Source organism: Streptomyces sp. NPDC005648 (assembly GCF_040605395.1).
Lineage (GTDB): Bacteria > Actinomycetota > Actinomycetes > Streptomycetales > Streptomycetaceae > Streptomyces.
The window spans coordinates 75,344-92,586 of the sequence record NZ_JBEXCS010000005.1; the positions used below are offsets into that span (position 1 = coordinate 75,344).

Consider the following 17,243-nt stretch of genomic DNA (forward strand, 5'->3'; position numbering starts at 1 on the left):
ACAACGCCATGGCACTCTCCAGACGCCTCTTCGTCGCGTCGGCCGCCGCGACGGTCTCCGCCCTCGCCTCGACCGGATTCCCCGCGGCGGCCGCGTCCGGCGCACCACGGCCGGCCGCCGACCGCTCCCTGATTCCCGTCAGCCCCGACGACACCCCCGACGAACTCGTCCGCAAGGCCTCCCAGGTCCGGCCCACCGCACGCCAGATCGCCTGGCAGCGGCTCGGACAGACGGCCTTCCTGCACTTCGGGGTCAACACCTTCACCGGCCTGGAATGGGGCACGGGCGACGAGGACCCGAATGTCTTCCAGCCCACCCGCCTGGACACCGACCAGTGGGCGCGGGCCCTGGCCGACGGCGGCTTCGAGCTCGCCATCCTCACCGTCAAGCACCACGACGGCTTCGTCCTCTACCCCTCCCGCTACACCGACCACACGGTGGCGTCGAGCAGTTGGCGGGGCGGCCACGGCGACGTCCTGCGCTCCTTCGCCGACTCCATGCGCCGCCACGGCCTCAAGGTCGGCGTCTACCTCTCGCCCGCCGACGAGAACCAGTATCTGCACGGCGTCTACGCCAACGGCAGCGCCCGCTCGACACGCGTCATCCCCACCCTCGTCGACGGCGACGACCGCACCCCGGACCGCTTCTGCACCCTGGACGCCACCGACTACGGCGCCCATATGCTCAACACCCTCTACGAGGTGCTCACCGAGTACGGCCCCGTCGACGAGGTCTGGTTCGACGGCGCGCAGGGCCGTATCCCGCCCGGGAAGGTCGAGGACTACGACTGGGACAGCTGGTACACGCTGGTGCGCTCGCTCGCCCCGGACGCGGCGATCGCCGTGACCGGCCCCGATGTGCGCTGGGTCGGCAACGAGGGCGGCACCGCGCGCGAGAACGAGTGGAGTGTCCTGCCGGTCAAGGAGAACCAGTACGGGCGCACCGACTGGGCGCTGTCGTACGACACCCCCGACGAGGGGAGCCGCAGCGCGCTCGTCACGGCGCAGCCCGACACCGACCACCTGCAGTGGTGGCCCGCCGAGTGCGATGTGTCGATCCACGACGGCTGGTTCTACCACCCCGACCAACTCCCCAAGAGCGTCGACGACTTGATCGACATCTACTTCGGTTCGGTGGGCCGCAACGCGGTCCTGCTGCTCAACGTCCCGCCGGACACCGACGGCCTGCTCGCGGACCGGGACGTGACCCGGCTGCGTGAGTTCCGCGCCCGGATCGAGGCCGAGCTGCCTGCCGACCTGGCCCGGGGCGCGCGGGTCACGGACGCGGCCGGGGTGCGCACCGTCGACCTCGGCGCGGCGCGTGAGGTGGACCGTGTCCGGCTCGCGGAGGACATCCGGCACGGTCAGCAGGTCGAGGGCTGCGTGGTGGAGGCCGTCGTCGGCGGCTCCTGGACGCGGGTCGCGACCGCCGGCACGATCGGCGCGAGCCGCATCCTGCTGCTGGAGGCACCGGTGCGGGCCCGGCGCTGGCGGCTGCGGGTCACGGCGGCACGGGGGCCCGTACACCTCGCGGAGTTCGGGCTGTTCCGGTCGCGGGTCTGAGGGGAGCCCGCGGTCACGCGTGGTCGCGGCGGTACCGCCGGACTCGCCATACGACGAAGGCCACCACGGCGAGTCCGGCCGCCACCAGGGCGACGGTCCGGCCGACCAGGCTCTCGGCACGCTGGTAGGCGGCTCCGGCGGCATAGCCGAGCAGGGCGTTGCCGACGCCCCAGATGACGCCGCCGAGCGCGTTGTAGAGCAGGAAGCGGCGGTACGGCATGCCCGAGGCGCCCGCCATCGCCGGGACGAAGGAGCGGAACAGGGCGACGAAGCGGCCGAGGAAGACCGCGGCCGGGCCGCGCCGCCGGATGAGGTCGCGGGACTTCTCCACCCGTGCGGCCTTCCGGCGCAGCGGGCGGCTGCCCAGCAGGCGTGGGCCCAGCCGCCGGCCCATCTCGTAGCCGACCCCGTCCCCGGCGATCGCCGCGACGACGACGGCCACGGTGAGCCAGGCCAGGTCGACGACGCCCCGCCGGGCCAGCACTCCACCGACGATCACGGCGGTCTCGCCGGGGAGCACGAACCCGAAGAACAGCGCGTCCTCGGCGAACACCAGTGCCACGACCACCGCGTACACCACGGGCCCGGAGAGGTCGTCGAGCCAGTGGAGAAGCGTGTTCATGGTCCCCGGGTACCCCGTCCGGACGGATCAGCGGACTTTCGCCGCGATCGTGGTCAGGACCCGCGATCGCTCGGGCTCAGTACTCGGCCAGGACCCGCTCCAGGAAGCCCACCGAGTCCGCGGCCGACAGCGCGACCACGCTCAGCCGGTCCATGACCGCCAGATAGTGGTCGACGTCCTCGGGCTTGTCGAGGTAGAGGGCGCTGGAGAGCTGCTCCAGATAGACGATGTCCGGCAGATCCGGGACCGGGAAGCGCAGCACGGTGATCGGACCGCCGGCCGCCGCGTGGCCGCCTACGTGGAAGGGGAGCACCTGGAGGGTCACATTGGGCAGGGCGGCCGCCTCGACGAGCCGGCGCAGCTGGTCGCGCATCACCTCGGGGCCGCCGAGCGGACGGCGCAGGGCCGCCTCGTCCACCACGACCCACAGCCTGGGCGCGTCGGTCCGGGAGAGCAGGGCCTGCCGGGTCATCCGGAGTTCGACGCGACGCCGGATCGCGTCCTGGGAGGTGACCGGGCGCCCGAGCCGGACGACGGCCTCGGCGTAGGCGGCGGTCTGCAGCAGGCCCGGCACGAACTGGACTTCGTAGGTCCGGATCAGGGAGGCCGCCTCCTCCAGCCCCAGGTGCTGCTCGAACCAGGTCGGGAAGGCGTCGCCGTACGCCCGCCACCAGCCGGGCCGGTTCGCCCGCCGCACGGAGTCCACCAACTCCTCGCGTACGTCCGGGTCGTGCACGCCGTACAGGGTGAGCAGGTCGGCGACGTCACGGACCTTGAAGCCCACCCGGCCCAGTTCCATACGGCAGAGCTTGGCGTCCGAGGCGCGGATCGTCGACGCGGCCGCCTCCCGGGTGATGCCCAGGGACTCACGCAGTCGGCGCAGCCGGGTGCCGAGCATGATGCGCTGCACGGTCGGGCCACCGCGCCTCAGGCTCAGGACGTCCGGATCCGGGGGGACTTGTTCTGCTGGAGCTGCCGCCATGGTCATCCCCTCGGCCGCCGCCGTGCCCGCGCCACCTGTGTGGCGCGGGAACTCGGCAAGGAGAGTAGCACCCAGGGGTCGTCTCGCCTCGCGTGTGGGAAGTGGCCTGAGGGCGGCGGTGGTTGACCGCCGCCCTCAGACCGTCCGCGGGGTTGCCTGACCTCGGCGGCCGGGGAGTGGACCGTCGAAGTCGCCGTCCTTCACACCGCGGACGAAGGCGGAGATCTCGGCGCCGGTGTACACGAGCGCGGGACCTTCGGGATGGCGGGAGTTGCGTACGGCGATGCGGCCGTCCGGGAGCGCGGCGAGCTCGACGCAGTTGCCCTCGGGGTTGCTGTGATGGCTCTTGCGCCAGACCACACCGGTCAGTTCGGTCGCCGGCATGCCATTGCTCACCTGCTGCATCTGAGGCCTCTTTGAGATCAACTCGCATGACAGACACTGCAATTGCATCAGGAGGACATTACCAACATCATCTGCAATTGCAGCGGTAATTGCACTTCTGCCCGTGATGTGGTCAGGCCTTGCGGCCGATGCCGCAGATCGCGTCCACGTCGGAGGGGGAGCGGCCGACGTCCACCGGTTCGGGGTGCCACTGGGAGGTGGGCACGATGCCGGGTTCGACCAGCTCCAGACCGTCGAAGTAGGCCGCGATCCGCTCGGGTGGGCGCAGATGGTAGGAGCTCGCGGAGTTGGCGTTGTAGACGGCGATGGCCTGGTTGAGCGCCTCGCTGGTGTCGGTGCCGTCGGCGAGGGCCAGGCAACTGCCCGGGGGCAGGGCGTCGAGGTAGCGCGCCACCAGGGCGTGCGGCTCGTCGGAGTCGGGGATCTGACCCAGGATGCCGAGCATGGTCAGCGCGATCGGCCGGTCGAAGTCCAGGGTCCGCGCCGCCCCTTCGAGGATGCGCTCGGGGTCGCGGACGTCCGCCTCCAGATAGGCGCAGGCTCCGTCCGGGGTGCTGGTCAGCAGCGCCTCGGCGTGCACCAGCACCAGTGGGTCGTTGTCGACGTAGACGATCCGGCTGTCCGGGGCGACCCGCTGGGCGACCTCGTGGGTGTTGTCGACGGTGGGCAGTCCGGTGCCTATGTCCAGGAACTGCCGGATGCCCGCCTCCCCGGCGAGCCGGCTCACGGCCCGGACCAGGAAGCGTCGTTGGAGGCGCGCGAGCAGGGCGATGTCCGGGAACATCTGGAGGATCATCTCGCCTGCCTGGCGGTCGGCGGCGTAGTTGTCCTTGCCGCCGAGCAGGAAGTTCCACACACGCGCCGAGTGGGGCTGGTCCAGCTGCAGCCGGTCGGCCAGCGGGTCTTCGGAAGTCATGGGGAAAGCGTCACACGAACCACCCCACGCTGTCCGGAAGTTGACGGCTCAAACACCCGCACCGCCCGCGCCGGCCCGCCGTGGGCCTAGCCCGGGGACGGTGTGGTCGGCAGCTGGGCGAGGAATTTCCTGGCCGCCGACTGCCCGTTCTCGAAGAGCCGCGCGCGCTTCGCGTCGTCGAGATGGAAGTCGGTCGCGGAGATCCCCTCCGTGTCGACGTAGATCGTCCGCTGGTTCACGCCCTCGTCCCGGAGGTGGTAGCGGTTCCAGTCGCCGGTGAGCGTCTCCAGGCAGGACACGGCGATACCGAGCGGGGTGCCCACGGGGCGGTCCTTGGCGACCTGGGGCTGCGCGGACAGCTTCACGCCGTACGTGGGCCACCGTGAGGGGACGCCGTCGGTCCGGTCGAAGACGGTGATCGGGAAGTTGGACAGGAGTCCGCCGTCGACCCAGGTGACGCGGCCGGTCTCCGTCTCCACCTCCACGGGCTGGAAGTAGAACGGAATGGACATCGACGCCCGCACCGCGTCCACGACCCGCTCCGTACCCGCGTCCTTCCCGTACTCGGAGAAGTCCCAGGGAAGCCGCACCAGGGCCCGGCGGGACACGTCGCTGACATGGACCACCAGGGTGTACTGCTGGTGCGGGGCGAGCGAGCTGAGCCGGGCCTCCTCGGGCGTGAGGGCCAGATCGGAGAAGGTCTCCACGCCGACCTCGCCCAGTACCCCGCCGAGCCATTCGACCAGGTAGTCACCGGTGTGCATGCCCTCGTGCACCAGCAGGTCGATGCCCCTGCCCAGCGGCCCGGTCAGCTTCTCCAGCGTGGACTGCTGGGCGAACCGCTCGTAGTCCAGGGAGTTCATCACCTCGACCAGATCGCTGAGTTTGCGGCCGGCCTTCTGGTACGAGGCGACCAGCGCGGCCACGATCGCGCCGGCGCTCGTGCCGGCGATCCGAGGGAACCTGTACCCGGCATCGGAGAGGGTGAGCACTGCGCCGAGCAGCCCGATTCCCTTGACACCACCGCCTTCCAGTACCAGGTCGACGTTGGGTGTGCCGATGCCTTGGGGAACGCCGGATGTGCCCGCCACTTCGATCACCTCATCGAGGGAACAGCGACAGCGCTGTGGTGTGTGTCACTTCATGGTAGGCAGGTGACGGGATCAGCCGGAAGGGGAATCAGCTCCCCAACTGCGTCCGGAGCCACTGCTCCACTTCTCCCACATGCGCGGCCGCCGCCGCCCGGGCCGCCTCCGGGTCGTGGGCCACCAGGGCGCGGTGGATCGCCGTGTGCTCGCGGCGGGTGCGCTCGAAGGCGCCCTCCTCCTGGTAGCCGCGCCAGACACGGGCCCGGAAGGTACGGGAGGACAGGCCCTCCAGGATGGCCGCCATGGTGTCGTTGCCGGCCGCCGCGGCGATCTCGCGGTGGAAGGCGAGGTCGTGGGCGAGGATCTCCTCCGGGTCCTCGGTGGCGTTCATCGCGGTCAAGTGCTTCTCGACCTCGGCCAGTTGGTCCGGGGTGATCCGGGCCGCCGCCAGCGCCGTGGCCGTCGACTCCAGGATGCGGCGGACCTCCAGGAGCTCCACCAGACGCGGGCCCCGGGACAGGTCGGCGACCACGCCGAACGTCTCCAGCAGATCGCCGGCCTCCAGCTGGGTGACGTAGATGCCGGAGCCGTGGCGGGCCTCCAGCACGCCCAGCACCGTGAGCGCGCGGATCGCCTCACGCATGGAGCTGCGGGAGATGCCCAGCTGAGCGGCGAGGTCGCGCTCGGTGGGCAGGCGCTGGCCGGGCTCGAGACGTCCCTCGGCGATCATCGCCTTGATCTGCTCGATGGCGCGCTGCGTCACCGTGCCCTTCTGTGGGGCGGTCTCGTCCACGCTCGTTCCTCCTGTCGCCGGTGCGCCGCAGTCTAACCTCCGGGGTGGTCCGACCAATACCGTCAGAAGAGGCGAAAAAATCGCGTCGGAGGGTGTTGTTTCCCAGAAGTGGTCTGATAAATATGCGGGCATCTGCTCGAACCCGCTCAACGAGGAGCCGCCCACATGCCCGGCACGACAGCGCGCAAGCAGTACAGGCCACGGATCGTCGGCGCGATGGCCGCGGTCGTCGGCGCCTCTCTCCTACTCACCGCCTGCGGCAGTACGAAGGACACCGGCTCCGGCAGCACCGGAGGCGGCGGGACCGGCAAGGTCGGGGTGATCCTGCCCCTGCTGACCTCGCCTTTCTGGCAGTCGTACAACGACTACGTGCCGAAGATGGCCAAGTCCGAAGGCGTCGACGCGCTGAAGACGGTCAACTCCAACAGCGACCCCTCGCAGCAGATCACCGACATCAACAACCAGCTCAACCAGGGTGTGAAGGGCCTGGTCGTGGCCCCCCTGGACAGCGCCGCCATCGAGGCCGGCCTCGACCAGGCGGACCGCAAGGGCGTGCCGGTCGTCGCCGTCGACGTGGCGCCCGACAAGGGCAAGGTCGCCATGGTGGTGCGCGCCGACAACGTCGCCTACGGCACCAAGGCCTGCGACTACCTCGGCCAGCACGTCACCAGCGGCAAGGTCGTGCAGATCATGGGCGACCTTGCCTCGGTCAACGGCCGCGACCGCTCCCAGGCCTTCCGCACCTGTGTGAAGACGAAGTACCCCAAGCTCAAGGTCCTGGAGATCCCCGCCAAGTGGGAGTCCGACACGGCCGCCTCCCAGCTGGGCACCCTGCTCAACGCCAACCCCGACATCAAGGGCATCTACATGCAGGCCGGCGGCGTCTACCTCGCGCCCACCCTGCAGACCCTGAAGTCGAAGAACCTGCTGAAGACGGCGGGCCAGAAGGGCCACATCGTCATCGTCTCCAACGACGGCATCCCGCAGGAGTTCGACGCCATCCGCAAGGGCGAGATCGACGCGACCGTCTCCCAGCCCGCCGACGCCTACGCCAAGTACGGCATGTACTACATCAAGGCGGCGATGGAGGGGAAGACGTTCAAGCCGGGCCCGACGGACCACGACTCGACCATCGTCAAGCTGCCGAGCGGCATCCTCGAGGACCAGCTGCCCGCGCCCCTGGTCACCAAGTCCAACGTCGACGACCCCAAGCTCTGGGGCAACACGGTCAAATGAGCGCTCAGAAAAGCCCGGTCGTACCGCTTGTCGAGGCACGCGACATCGTCAAGCGGTACGGCCCCACCACCGCCCTCGCCGACGGCCGGCTCACCGTGCTGCCCGGCGAGTCCCACGCCCTCGTCGGCCGCAACGGCGCCGGCAAGTCGACCCTGGTCCGTGTCCTCACCGGACTGGAGGCGCCCGACGAGGGCACGGTCCGCTTCGACGGTGAGCCCGCGCCCGCGCTCACCGACCGCGACGCCTGGCGCCGCAAGGTCGCCTGCGTCTACCAACACCCCACCGTTGTGCCCGAGTTGACGGTCGCCGAGAACCTCTTCATCAACCGCCAGCCCCTCCAGCGCGGTTTCATCAGCTGGCGCAGGCTGCGCGCCGAGGCGGCAGCGCTGCTCGACACCTGGGACGTCCGCGTCGACCCGGACGCCCGCACCGCCGACCTCAAGGTCGAGGACCGCCAAATGGTGGAGATCGCCCGGGCGTTGAGCTTCGGCGCCCGCTTCATCATCCTCGACGAGCCCACCGCCCAGCTCGACAACCGTGAGATCGAGCGGCTCTTCGCCCGCATGCGCGGCTTGCAGGACTCGGGCGTCACCTTCCTGTTCATCTCCCACCATCTGCAGGAGGTGTACGAGGTCTGCCAGACCGTCACCGTGCTGCGCGACGCCCGCTGGATCACCACCGCCCCCGTCGCCGAACTGCCCAGGGCGGCCCTGGTCGAGGCGATGGCGGGGGAGTCCATCGAGGTGATCGCCGAACAGGGCCTGCGGGAAAGGTCCGTCGACGAGGCGGCCCCGGTCCTGCTCGACGCACGCGGGCTCACCTCGGACACGTACGACAACGTCGACCTGACCGTCCGGCGCGGCGAGGTCGTCGGCCTCGCCGGCTCCAGCGCCAGCGGCAAGATCGAGCTGGCGGAGGCCTTCGCGGGCCTGCGCACCCCGACCGGCGGGACGGCCGAACTCGACGGCGAGCGGCTGAGGTTCGGCTCGGTGCAGGCCGCCCTGGAGGCCGGTGTCGGCTGTGTGCCGCGCGACCGGCACGAACAGGGTCTGGTCGCCGGCATGAGCATCGGCGACAACTCCACCATGACCGTCCTGGACCGGCTCGGCCGCTTCGGCTTCATCGGCACCGACCGCAGACGCGGCTTCGCCGCCGAGCTGATCGACCGCCTCGACATCCACGCCGAGGGCCCCGAGCAGCCGGTCTCCGCCCTGTCCGGCGGCAACGCGCAGAAGGTCGTCATGGCCCGCGCCCTCGCCTCCGACCCCAGGCTGCTGGTCCTCATCAACCCCACCGCGGGCGTCGACGTGAAGTCGAAGGAGTCACTGCTCGCCCGTGTGGACAGCGCCCGCGAGGACGGTACCGCCGTCCTGGTCGTCTCCGACGAACTCGACGACCTCAGGCGCTGCGACCGCGTCCTCGTCCTCTTCCACGGCCGTGTCGTCGCCGAGCACTCGGCGGGCTGGCGCGACCACGAGCTGATCGCCTCCATCGAAGGAGTTGACCATGGCTGACACCAAGGCTCCGCCGGTGAAGCCGGTGAGGGTGCCCGATGCTCGGTCGGCTCGCGCCGTGCTGCTGCGCCGCGCTCGCGAACTCGCCCTCGTCCCTGCGCTGTTGCTGCTCCTTCTGCTCGGTGCCCTGCTGAACGACTCGTTCTTCACCGAAGACACCCTGATCTCCATCCTGGCCTCCTCCGCCGCGCTCGCGATGGTGGTGCTCGCCGAGTCGCTGGTGCTCATCACGGGCAAGTTCGACCTGTCGCTCGAATCGGTGGTCGGCGTCGCGCCGGCGGTGGCCGCGCTCCTGGTGCTGCCGGCCGCCCAGGCCGGCTGGGGCACGGAACTCCCCGCCGGGCTGGCCCTGCTGGCCATCCCCCTGGTGGGCGCGGTCATCGGTGCCTTCAACGGCATCCTCGTGGTGAAGGTCAAGCTCAACGCGTTCATCGTCACGCTGGCGATGCTGATCATCCTTCGCGGGCTCCTGGTCGGCGCCACCAAGGGCAAGACGCTGTTCGGCATGCCGGACTCGTTCTTCTCGCTGGCCACCTCCACGTTCCTGCGCATCCCGCTGTCGGTCTGGGTCGCCGCCGCGGCGTTCGCCGTCGCCGGTCTGGTGCTCAAGTACCACCGCGTCGGCCGCTCGCTGTACGCCATCGGCGGCAACCTGGAGGCGGCCCGCGCCGCGGGCATCCGCGTCGACCGCGTCAGGCTCGGCGTCTACGTCGTCGCGGGTGTCCTCGCCTCCCTCGGTGGCCTGATGTACACCGGTTACGTCGGCGCGATCGGCGCCAACCAGGGCCAGAACATGATCTTCACGGTGTTCGCCGCGGCCGTCATCGGGGGCATCAGCCTCGACGGCGGCCGGGGCACCATGTTCGGGGCTCTCACCGGCGTGCTGCTGCTCGGCGTGGTCAAGACCATGCTCACCATGGCCCAGGTGCCGTCGTTCTGGATCGACGCCATCTACGGCGGGATCATCCTCGTCGCCCTCATGATCGCCCGCCTGACAACGGGCCGCGCCCAGGACTGACCCCACCCAGCCCCCGACCGAAAGGCCCTCCGTGTCCCCGACGCCCGTCCGCATCACCGCGGTCGACACCCATGACATCCGGTTCCCGACCTCGCGCGAGCTCGACGGCTCCGACGCGATGAACCCGGACCCCGACTACTCGGCCGCCTACGTCGTGCTGCGCACCGACGACGAGGACGGTCCGCAGGGGCACGGCTTCACCTTCACCATCGGGCGGGGCAACGATGTCCAGGTCGCCGCGATCCACGCGCTGGGCCACCACGTGGTCGGACGGTCCGTCGACGAACTGTGCGCCGACCCTGGCGCGGTCTACCGCGACCTGATCGGGGACAGCCAACTGCGCTGGCTCGGGCCCGAGAAGGGCGTGATGCACATGGCGATCGGCGCGGTCACCAACGCCGTGTGGGACCTCGCCGCCAAGCGCGCCGACAAGCCCCTGTGGCGGCTGCTCGCCGAGGCCGACCCCGAATGGCTGGTCGGGCAGATCGACTTCCGGTACCTCACCGACGCCCTCACCCCCGAGGAGGCGCTGGACATCCTGCGCCGGGGCAGGGAGGGGGCGGGTGAGCGCACGGAACACCTGCTGGAACGCGGCTACCCCGGCTACACCACCTCCGCCGGCTGGCTCGGCTACAGCGACGAGAAGCTCACCCGGCTCGCCGCCCAGGCCGTCGCCGACGGCTTCACCCAGATCAAGCTGAAGGTCGGCGCAGACCTGGAGGACGACATCCGCCGCTGCCGGGTCGCCCGCTCGGTCGTCGGCCCCGACATCCGCATGGCCGTCGACGCCAACCAGCGCTGGGACGTGGCGGAGGCGATCCGCTGGACCAAGGCGCTGGCCGAGTTCGACCCGTACTGGATCGAGGAGCCCACCAGCCCCGACGACGTCCTCGGCCACGCCGCGATCCGCGAGGCCGTCTCCCCGGTCAAGGTGGCCACCGGCGAGCATGTGCAGAACCGGATCGTCTTCAAGCAGCTGCTGCAGGCCGGCGCCCTCGACATCGTCCAGATCGACGCGGCCCGCGTCGGCGGCGTCAACGAGAACCTCGCCATCCTGCTGCTCGCCGCCAAGTTCGGCGTCCCGGTCTGCCCGCACGCCGGCGGTGTCGGCCTGTGCGAACTCGTCCAGCACCTGTCGATGTTCGACTATGTGGCGGTCACCGGCACCACCGAGGACCGGGTCATCGAGTACGTCGACCATCTGCACGACCACTTCCTCGACCCGGTGGTGATCCGCGAGGGCCACTACCAGGCACCCACCGCGCCCGGATTCTCGGCCGCCATGCGTCCCGAGTCGATCGCGCGGTACACCTTCCCCGACGGCGAATTCTGGGTCGCCGACCTCGACGAGAAGAAGGGACAGGCTGCATGACCGACTTCGAGGGGCTGAAAGCCCTGGTCACCGGCGGAGCCTCCGGCATCGGACGGGCCACGGCCGACCTCCTCGCCGCCCGCGGCGCCCAGGTCGCCGTCCTCGACCTCGACCCGTCCGCGGTGGAGAAGCCGCTGCTCGGCTTCCGCGCGGACGTCACCGACGACACCTCGGTACGGGAGGCGGTGGCCACCGCGGTCGCCGAGCTCGGCGGTCTCGACGTGGTGGTCAACAACGCGGGCATCGGCGCCCAGGGCACCGTCGAGGACAACGACGACGCCGAGTGGCACCGGGTCCTGGACGTCAACGTGGTCGGCATGGTGCGCGTGAGCCGCGCCGCGCTGCCGCATCTGCGCGACTCGCGGCACGCGGCGATCGTCAACACCTGCTCCATCGGCGCCACCGCCGGCCTCCCACAGCGCGCGCTCTACTGCGCGACCAAGGGTGCCGTGTACTCGCTGACCCTCGCCATGGCCGCCGACCACGTCCGTGAGGGCATCCGCGTCAACTGCGTCAACCCCGGTACGGCGGACACCCCGTGGGTCGGCCGCCTGCTGGACAAGGCCCCGGACCCGGCCGCCGAACGCGCCGCCCTGGAGGCCCGCCAGCCCACCGGCCGCCTGGTCTCCGCAGCCGAGGTCGCGGGCGCCATCGCCTACCTGGCCAGCCCCCTGTCCGGCTCCACCACCGGCACCTCCCTCGCCGTCGACGGCGGCATGCAGGGACTGCGCCTGAGGCCGGTGGGCCGGTGAGCACGCCCCAGGGACTCGGTTTCGGTTCGGCCGGCATCGCCGGCCTCTACACCGAGGTCACCGACGAGCAGGCGCACGAGGCCGTCTCCGCCGCGTGGCAGCGCGGCATCCGCTACTACGACACCGCACCCCACTACGGGCTCGGCCTGTCCGAACACCGCCTCGGCGCGGTCCTGCGCGAGCACCCGCGTGAGCAGTACACGCTCTCCACGAAGGTCGGCCGCCGTCTGGAGCCCTCGTCCGACGGCGGGGACGACCTCGCGCAGGGCTTCGCCGTCCCCGCCACCCACCGCCGGGTGTGGGACTTCACCGCGGACGGCATCCGCCGCACCCTCGACGCCAGCCTGGAACGGCTCGGCGTCGACCGTGTCGACATCGTCTACCTCCACGACCCGGACGACCACGCCGAACAGGCCTTCCGGGAGGCGTATCCCGCGCTGGAGAAGCTCCGCTCGGAAGGCGTGGTCGGCGCGATCGGCGCGGGGATGAACCAGGCCGGGATGCTCACCCGTTTCGTCCGCGAGACCGACGTCGACGTGGTGCTGTGCGCCGGCCGCTACACCCTGCTCGACCAGAGCGCACTCACGGAGCTCCTCCCCGCGGCCGTCGCCCGAGGCGTCTCGGTGGTGATCGGCGGAGCCTTCAACTCGGGCCTGCTGGCCGATCCGAAGCCGGGCGCGACCTACAACTACGCGGCGGTGCCGCCCGAGTTGCTGGAGCGGGCCCTACGCATGCAGGAGGTCGCCCAGCGGCACGGCATCACCCTGCGGGCCGCCGCCCTGGCCTTCTGCATGGCGCACCCGGCCGTCACGAGCGTGCTGGTCGGAGCCCGTTCGGCGGCGGAGGTCCACGACTGCGCCGACCAGTTCGCGACACCGGTGCCCCCCGCCTTCTGGCAGGAGCTGCGGGAGACCGGTCTCCTGAGGACCGAGGAACCGTCATGAGAGTCGCCCTGCACACCAAGGTCCGGGCGGACCGCGTCGCCGAGTACGAGGCCGCCCACCGCGAGGTCCCGAAGGAGCTCACGGACGCCATCCGGGCGGCCGGCGCGTCCTCCTGGACCATCTGGCGCAGCGGCACCGACCTCTTCCACGTCCTGGAGTGCGAGGACTACGCCCGTCTCCTCGCCGAGCTGGAGAAACTCCCGGTCAACGTCACCTGGCAGGCCCGTATGGCGGAACTGCTCGACGTCGTGCACGACTACTCGGACGAGGGCGCGGCGGCGGGCCTGCCCGTCGTCTGGGAGCTGCCATGACGGTGGACGCCCACCACCACGTCTGGGACCTGTCGGTCCGCGACCAGGACTGGATCCCCGAAGACAGCCCGATCCGCCGTACGTTCACGATCTCCGACCTCGAACCCGAGGCGCGGGCGGCCGGCGTGGACCGGACGGTCCTCGTCCAGACGATCACCGTCCCGGAGGAGACCCCGGAGTTCCTGGCGCTGGCCGCCTCCCACGACCTGATCGCGGGCGTCGTCGGCTGGACCGACCTCACCCGTCCGGACGTCGCCGACGAGCTCGCCCGGCTGCGTGAGCTCCCGGGCGGCGCGTACCTGAAGGGCATCCGCCACCAGGTGCAGGGCGAACCGGACCCGGAGTGGCTGCTGCGCCCGGCGGTGCTCCGGGGCTTGGCCGCGGTGGCCGAAGCGGGCCTGGTCTACGACCTGGTCGTCCTTCCGCACCAGCTGCCCGCCTGCGCGAAGGCCGCCGCGTCCCTGCCCCGACTGACCTTCGTCCTGGACCACTTGGGCAAGCCGCCGATCGCCTCCGGCGCCCTGGAACCCTGGGCTTCCGACCTGCGCGCACTCGCCGCCCTGCCCAACACGGCCGCCAAACTCTCCGGCCTGGTCACGGAGGCGGACCCGGCCTCCTGGACGGTCGCCGACCTTGGCCGGTACGCCGACACGGCTCTGGAGACCTTCGGCCCCGGCCGGCTGATGTTCGGCTCGGACTGGCCGGTGTGCACCACGGCCGCGTCCTACACCCAAGTCACCTCGTGCGCCGAGGCGTTGGTGTCCCACCTGACCCCCATGGAACGCGAGGAGGTGTTCCGGACGACCGCGGCCCGCGTGTACGGCCTGTGAAGGCCGCGGGGGCGACACCGTCACCCTGGCCTCGACGCATGTCTCAGGACGGTCGGCTCACCCCCGCCAAACGGGTGGGCGGCAGATACTCCCGTACGTACGTCCGCTCCCAGCACGCCCCTGTCTCCCTCAGCTCCCGCCAGCTCGTGTACCGGTAGCGGAACAGCCGCGCCCGGATGAAGCGGGGCGGGGCGTCCGGGGGGAACGGGGAGCGGCGCAGGAGCCGCAGGGTGTCGCGGTCGTTCTCCAGGAGGCGTTCCACCAGCGTGCCGAACCACGAGCCGGCGTAGGACGGGGAGAGCGCGGCGAACCACATCAGCCAGTCCAGGCGCAGATGGTACGGGGCGAACTGGCGCGGCCAGCGCCGCGGGTCGCCCGGCTTGCCCTTGAACTCGTACTCCCGCCAGTCCGAGTCCTCGCTCGGTACCTCGTCGGACGTGCCCTCGATCACCACCTCGTACCGGAGCCGGCTGACGCTGCCGAACGCGCCGTAGGTGTTGACCAGATGGAGCGGGTCGAAGGAGCGGTTCATGACCTGGCGGCGGGAGATCATGTTGGCCACCGGGCGCCGGCTGAGGGCGATGAGCAGGGCGGCCACCGCGAGGACCAGCACCTCGTACCACAGCGGGGCGTCCGGCACGGAGGGCGCGTCCGCCGGGAGCCGCAGCGCGGAGACGGCCAGGACGATCGTGATCCAGTTCAGCCAGGAGAAGTTGCCCGACAGGACCAGCCAGAGCTGTGTGACGATCATCAGGGAGGCCGCCCCCGTGGCCACCGGCTGCGGGGCGAACAGGAGGACCGGCACGACGAGTTGGGTGAAATGGTTCGCGGCCACCTCCACCCGGTGCGCCGGCCTCGGCAGATGGTGGAAGAACCAGCTCAGCGGGCCCGGCATCGGCTGGGTCTCGTGGTGGTAGTCCAGACACGTCAGCTCGCGCCAGCAGGCGTCGCCACGCATCTTGATCAGCCCCGCGCCGAACTCGACCCGGAACAGGATCCACCGCAGGAGGAACAGGACGACGAACGGGGGAGCGACCTCGTCGTTGCCGAGGAACACGGCGAGGAAGCCGACCTCCAGGAGCAGCGACTCCCAGCCGAACGCGTACCAGGTCTGGCCGACGTTGACGATCGAGAGGTAGAGCGCCCAGGGCAGCAGCCACAGCGACATCCCGGCCCAGAGGGGGAGCCGGCCGTCCAGGCCCGCGAGCAGGGCCAGGGACACCGCGCAGCCCGTCCCCGCGCAGACCGCGAAGAAGCGGTCGGAGTAGTGGAGTTGGAACAGGCTCGGCGCCTGTCTGAAGGGCACCCGCGCCGTGAAGCGCGGGACCGGGAGCATGCCGCGCTCGCCGAGCAGCGCGCGGAACTGCAGAGCCGCCGTGAGGAACGCCACCAGATACACACCGGCCAGCGCGCGCTGGAAGACCAGCCGGCTCATCCAGTAGTCGGGTGCGGTGAACCAGTCCACGGCCGTGCCCTCCTCGCTCCAGTGTCGCGCCGGAACCCTATGTCACGCTCCGTGTAACCCTCCTCCGCTTGCGTAACCCAGGAGAGTGAAGCAGACAATGGTGACGAATTGCCTGAAGTGAGGCAGGAGGACCAGGTGCACAGAGTCACCGGAACCCTCGTCACCGCCTGTGCGCTCTCGGCGGCGCTCATCGTCGCCGGCTGCGGCGGCAACGGCGACAGGGCCACGAGTTCGAACAGCCAGAGCGGAGAGGTGTTCCTGCAGCCGGCCGCGGCCCGGGGACCGGACCCGTTCACCGACTCCACCGCCACCTCGCCGGCCGGCAGGTCGCCGGCCACCCCGTCGCCCGCCGCCCGGGCGACCCCGGTCGGCGCCTCCCGGGCCGTGCGCTCGGTCTCCGGCTCCACCCCCGGCCTCTACGGCGGGACGGAGCGCGTCGGCAGCTGCGACGTGAACCGGCAGATCGACTACCTGACCTCCGACCCGTCCAAGGCCCGCGCCTTCGCCCGCGCCGAGGGCATCTCCGAGGCCTCCGTCCCGGACTATCTGCGCGGCCTCGCCCCCGTCGCGCTGCGCGCCGACACCCGCGTCACCAACCACGGCTTCCGCGACGGCGGGCTCACCACCTTCCAGTCCGTCCTCCAGGCCGGCACCGCCGTCCTCGTCGACGGCCGGGGCGTCCCCCGGGTGCGCTGCGCCTGCGGCAATCCGCTGCGGCCCCCCGTCGCCGCACAGGGGACCCACGGTGTCAACGGGCGCCCCTGGTCCGGCTACCGGCCCACCGAGGTGATCGTCGTGACCCCGGCACCCCAGGTCGTCACCCACATCACGATCGTCGACGTCGTCGGCAACACCTGGATCGAACGGCCCATCGGGCACGACGTCCATCACGACCACGTCGTACCGCCCCCGGAGCGTCCGAAGCCGAAGCCGACCCCGACGTACCCGACGACGCCCGCCCCCAGCCCCGGCGACAGCGAGAGCGGCACCGGTCCCGGCAGCGTCGGCGCCTCGCCGAGCGCCGGGAGTTCCGCTCCGGCGTCCGCACCCGCCACCCACTGCGCGCGCCCGACCGTGACCGTCACCCCGGGCGCCACCACCGGCGCCGTGGCCACGGGGAAGCCGTCCGCCCCGCCCACCGGCTGCCCGACGGCGACGGTGACCGCCACCCCGGGGACGACCACCCCGACCGGCCCGACCACCACGCCCGGGAAGCCACGGGCCCCCGGGACCCCCTCCGCCGACATCGGCCCGCCGACCGTGCCCGACACCCCCGACCAGCCCGACGGTGGCGTACCGGTCCCCGACGGCACCACCACCGGCAGCATCTTCGACAGCCCCACCGACGTCCTCGGTGGCTGACCGGGGCAGGGCCGCGGCCCGAACTCCGGTGAACCAACCCTGTCGTCCCGGTCGAAGAATCGGGCAAACCC

General features: G+C 71.1%; 17 protein-coding genes. 10 read left to right on the plus strand and 7 right to left on the minus strand.

Annotation, left to right across the window (positions count from 1 at the left end; genetic code table 11):
* The first annotated feature begins 8 nt into the window (after positions 1-8).
* Complete coding sequence (locus tag ABZT17_RS04400; protein ID WP_356343517.1) at positions 9-1,562, plus strand: alpha-L-fucosidase; 1,554 nt, start codon at positions 9-11, stop codon at positions 1,560-1,562.
* Between the two features lie 13 nt (positions 1,563-1,575).
* Here the strand turns inward: ABZT17_RS04400 and ABZT17_RS04405 are convergent, their stop codons facing one another.
* The 6 genes from ABZT17_RS04405 to ABZT17_RS04430 form a co-directional block, all read right to left on the minus strand.
* Positions 1,576-2,184, minus strand: coding sequence for a DedA family protein (locus ABZT17_RS04405; RefSeq protein WP_356343519.1), 609 nt, complete (start codon positions 2,182-2,184; stop codon positions 1,576-1,578).
* Positions 2,185-2,260: 76 nt separating this feature from the next.
* Positions 2,261-3,166, minus strand: a complete 906-nt coding sequence (locus tag ABZT17_RS04410) for a helix-turn-helix transcriptional regulator (protein ID WP_356343522.1) — start codon at positions 3,164-3,166, stop codon at positions 2,261-2,263.
* A 135-nt stretch (positions 3,167-3,301) separates the two neighbouring features.
* Positions 3,302-3,571, minus strand: a complete 270-nt coding sequence (locus tag ABZT17_RS04415; protein ID WP_356343524.1) for a DUF397 domain-containing protein — start codon at positions 3,569-3,571, stop codon at positions 3,302-3,304.
* Positions 3,572-3,683: 112 nt separating this feature from the next.
* Complete coding sequence (locus ABZT17_RS04420) at positions 3,684-4,487, minus strand: SAM-dependent methyltransferase (protein WP_356343526.1); 804 nt, start codon at positions 4,485-4,487, stop codon at positions 3,684-3,686.
* Positions 4,488-4,573: 86 nt separating this feature from the next.
* Positions 4,574-5,578, minus strand: coding sequence for a patatin-like phospholipase family protein (locus tag ABZT17_RS04425; protein WP_356343529.1), 1,005 nt, complete (start codon positions 5,576-5,578; stop codon positions 4,574-4,576).
* Between the two features lie 88 nt (positions 5,579-5,666).
* Positions 5,667-6,368 carry a FadR/GntR family transcriptional regulator gene (locus tag ABZT17_RS04430; protein ID WP_356343531.1) on the minus strand — a complete coding sequence of 234 codons (702 nt, stop codon included), beginning with the start codon at positions 6,366-6,368 and terminating at the stop codon, positions 5,667-5,669.
* A gap of 165 nt (positions 6,369-6,533) precedes the next feature.
* On the opposite strand from ABZT17_RS04430, the gene ABZT17_RS04435 reads away from it, so the two are divergent.
* The 8 genes from ABZT17_RS04435 to ABZT17_RS04470 are packed head-to-tail and all read left to right on the plus strand — an operon-like array spanning position 6,534 to position 14,345.
* The gene (locus tag ABZT17_RS04435; RefSeq protein WP_356343533.1) at positions 6,534-7,604 is read left to right on the plus strand and encodes a sugar ABC transporter substrate-binding protein; all 1,071 of its coding nucleotides are present in this window, start codon (positions 6,534-6,536) and stop codon (positions 7,602-7,604) included.
* Positions 7,601-9,118, plus strand: coding sequence for a sugar ABC transporter ATP-binding protein (locus ABZT17_RS04440; RefSeq protein ID WP_356343535.1), 1,518 nt, complete (start codon positions 7,601-7,603; stop codon positions 9,116-9,118). Before ABZT17_RS04435 ends, ABZT17_RS04440 begins: the two co-directional genes overlap by 4 nt.
* Positions 9,111-10,136, plus strand: a complete 1,026-nt coding sequence (locus tag ABZT17_RS04445; protein ID WP_356343538.1) for an ABC transporter permease — start codon at positions 9,111-9,113, stop codon at positions 10,134-10,136. Before ABZT17_RS04440 ends, ABZT17_RS04445 begins: the two co-directional genes overlap by 8 nt.
* Positions 10,137-10,167: 31 nt before the next feature.
* On the plus strand, positions 10,168-11,508 hold the full coding sequence (locus ABZT17_RS04450) for an L-fuconate dehydratase (protein ID WP_356343541.1): 1,341 nt from the start codon (positions 10,168-10,170) through the stop codon (positions 11,506-11,508).
* On the plus strand, positions 11,505-12,260 hold the full coding sequence (locus ABZT17_RS04455) for an SDR family oxidoreductase (RefSeq protein ID WP_356343543.1): 756 nt from the start codon (positions 11,505-11,507) through the stop codon (positions 12,258-12,260). The genes ABZT17_RS04450 and ABZT17_RS04455 overlap by 4 nt, the downstream gene beginning before the upstream one ends.
* A complete protein-coding gene (locus tag ABZT17_RS04460) occupies positions 12,257-13,204 on the plus strand; it encodes an aldo/keto reductase (RefSeq protein ID WP_356343545.1) in 948 nt (315 codons plus the stop codon). Before ABZT17_RS04455 ends, ABZT17_RS04460 begins: the two co-directional genes overlap by 4 nt.
* Positions 13,201-13,515 (plus strand): L-rhamnose mutarotase, encoded by a 315-nt coding sequence (locus ABZT17_RS04465; protein ID WP_356343547.1) that lies wholly within the window; start codon positions 13,201-13,203, stop codon positions 13,513-13,515. Before ABZT17_RS04460 ends, ABZT17_RS04465 begins: the two co-directional genes overlap by 4 nt.
* Entirely contained in the window at positions 13,512-14,345 is an 834-nt protein-coding gene (locus tag ABZT17_RS04470) for an amidohydrolase family protein (RefSeq protein ID WP_356343550.1), read from the plus strand. The genes ABZT17_RS04465 and ABZT17_RS04470 overlap by 4 nt, the downstream gene beginning before the upstream one ends.
* A gap of 43 nt (positions 14,346-14,388) precedes the next feature.
* On the opposite strand, the gene ABZT17_RS04475 is transcribed toward ABZT17_RS04470, so the two are convergent.
* Entirely contained in the window at positions 14,389-15,810 is a 1,422-nt protein-coding gene (locus ABZT17_RS04475; RefSeq protein ID WP_356343552.1) for a lipase maturation factor family protein, read from the minus strand.
* A 135-nt stretch (positions 15,811-15,945) separates the two neighbouring features.
* On the opposite strand from ABZT17_RS04475, the gene ABZT17_RS04480 reads away from it, so the two are divergent.
* Positions 15,946-17,172 carry a DUF6777 domain-containing protein gene (locus ABZT17_RS04480; protein ID WP_356343554.1) on the plus strand — a complete coding sequence of 409 codons (1,227 nt, stop codon included), beginning with the start codon at positions 15,946-15,948 and terminating at the stop codon, positions 17,170-17,172.
* The last annotated feature ends 71 nt before the right edge of the window (positions 17,173-17,243 follow it).

Coding starts and splice junctions, on each gene's coding strand:
- ABZT17_RS04400 (WP_356343517.1), top strand. CDS start 9: ATGGCACTCTCCAGACGCCTCTTCGTCGCGTCGGCCGCCGCGACGGTC.
- ABZT17_RS04405 (WP_356343519.1), bottom strand. CDS start 2,184: ATGAACACGCTTCTCCACTGGCTCGACGACCTCTCCGGGCCCGTGGTG.
- ABZT17_RS04410 (WP_356343522.1), bottom strand. CDS start 3,166: ATGGCGGCAGCTCCAGCAGAACAAGTCCCCCCGGATCCGGACGTCCTG.
- ABZT17_RS04415 (WP_356343524.1), bottom strand. CDS start 3,571: ATGCAGCAGGTGAGCAATGGCATGCCGGCGACCGAACTGACCGGTGTG.
- ABZT17_RS04420 (WP_356343526.1), bottom strand. CDS start 4,487: ATGACTTCCGAAGACCCGCTGGCCGACCGGCTGCAGCTGGACCAGCCC.
- ABZT17_RS04435 (WP_356343533.1), top strand. CDS start 6,534: ATGCCCGGCACGACAGCGCGCAAGCAGTACAGGCCACGGATCGTCGGC.
- ABZT17_RS04440 (WP_356343535.1), top strand. CDS start 7,601: ATGAGCGCTCAGAAAAGCCCGGTCGTACCGCTTGTCGAGGCACGCGAC.
- ABZT17_RS04445 (WP_356343538.1), top strand. CDS start 9,111: ATGGCTGACACCAAGGCTCCGCCGGTGAAGCCGGTGAGGGTGCCCGAT.
- ABZT17_RS04455 (WP_356343543.1), top strand. CDS start 11,505: ATGACCGACTTCGAGGGGCTGAAAGCCCTGGTCACCGGCGGAGCCTCC.
- ABZT17_RS04465 (WP_356343547.1), top strand. CDS start 13,201: ATGAGAGTCGCCCTGCACACCAAGGTCCGGGCGGACCGCGTCGCCGAG.
- ABZT17_RS04470 (WP_356343550.1), top strand. CDS start 13,512: ATGACGGTGGACGCCCACCACCACGTCTGGGACCTGTCGGTCCGCGAC.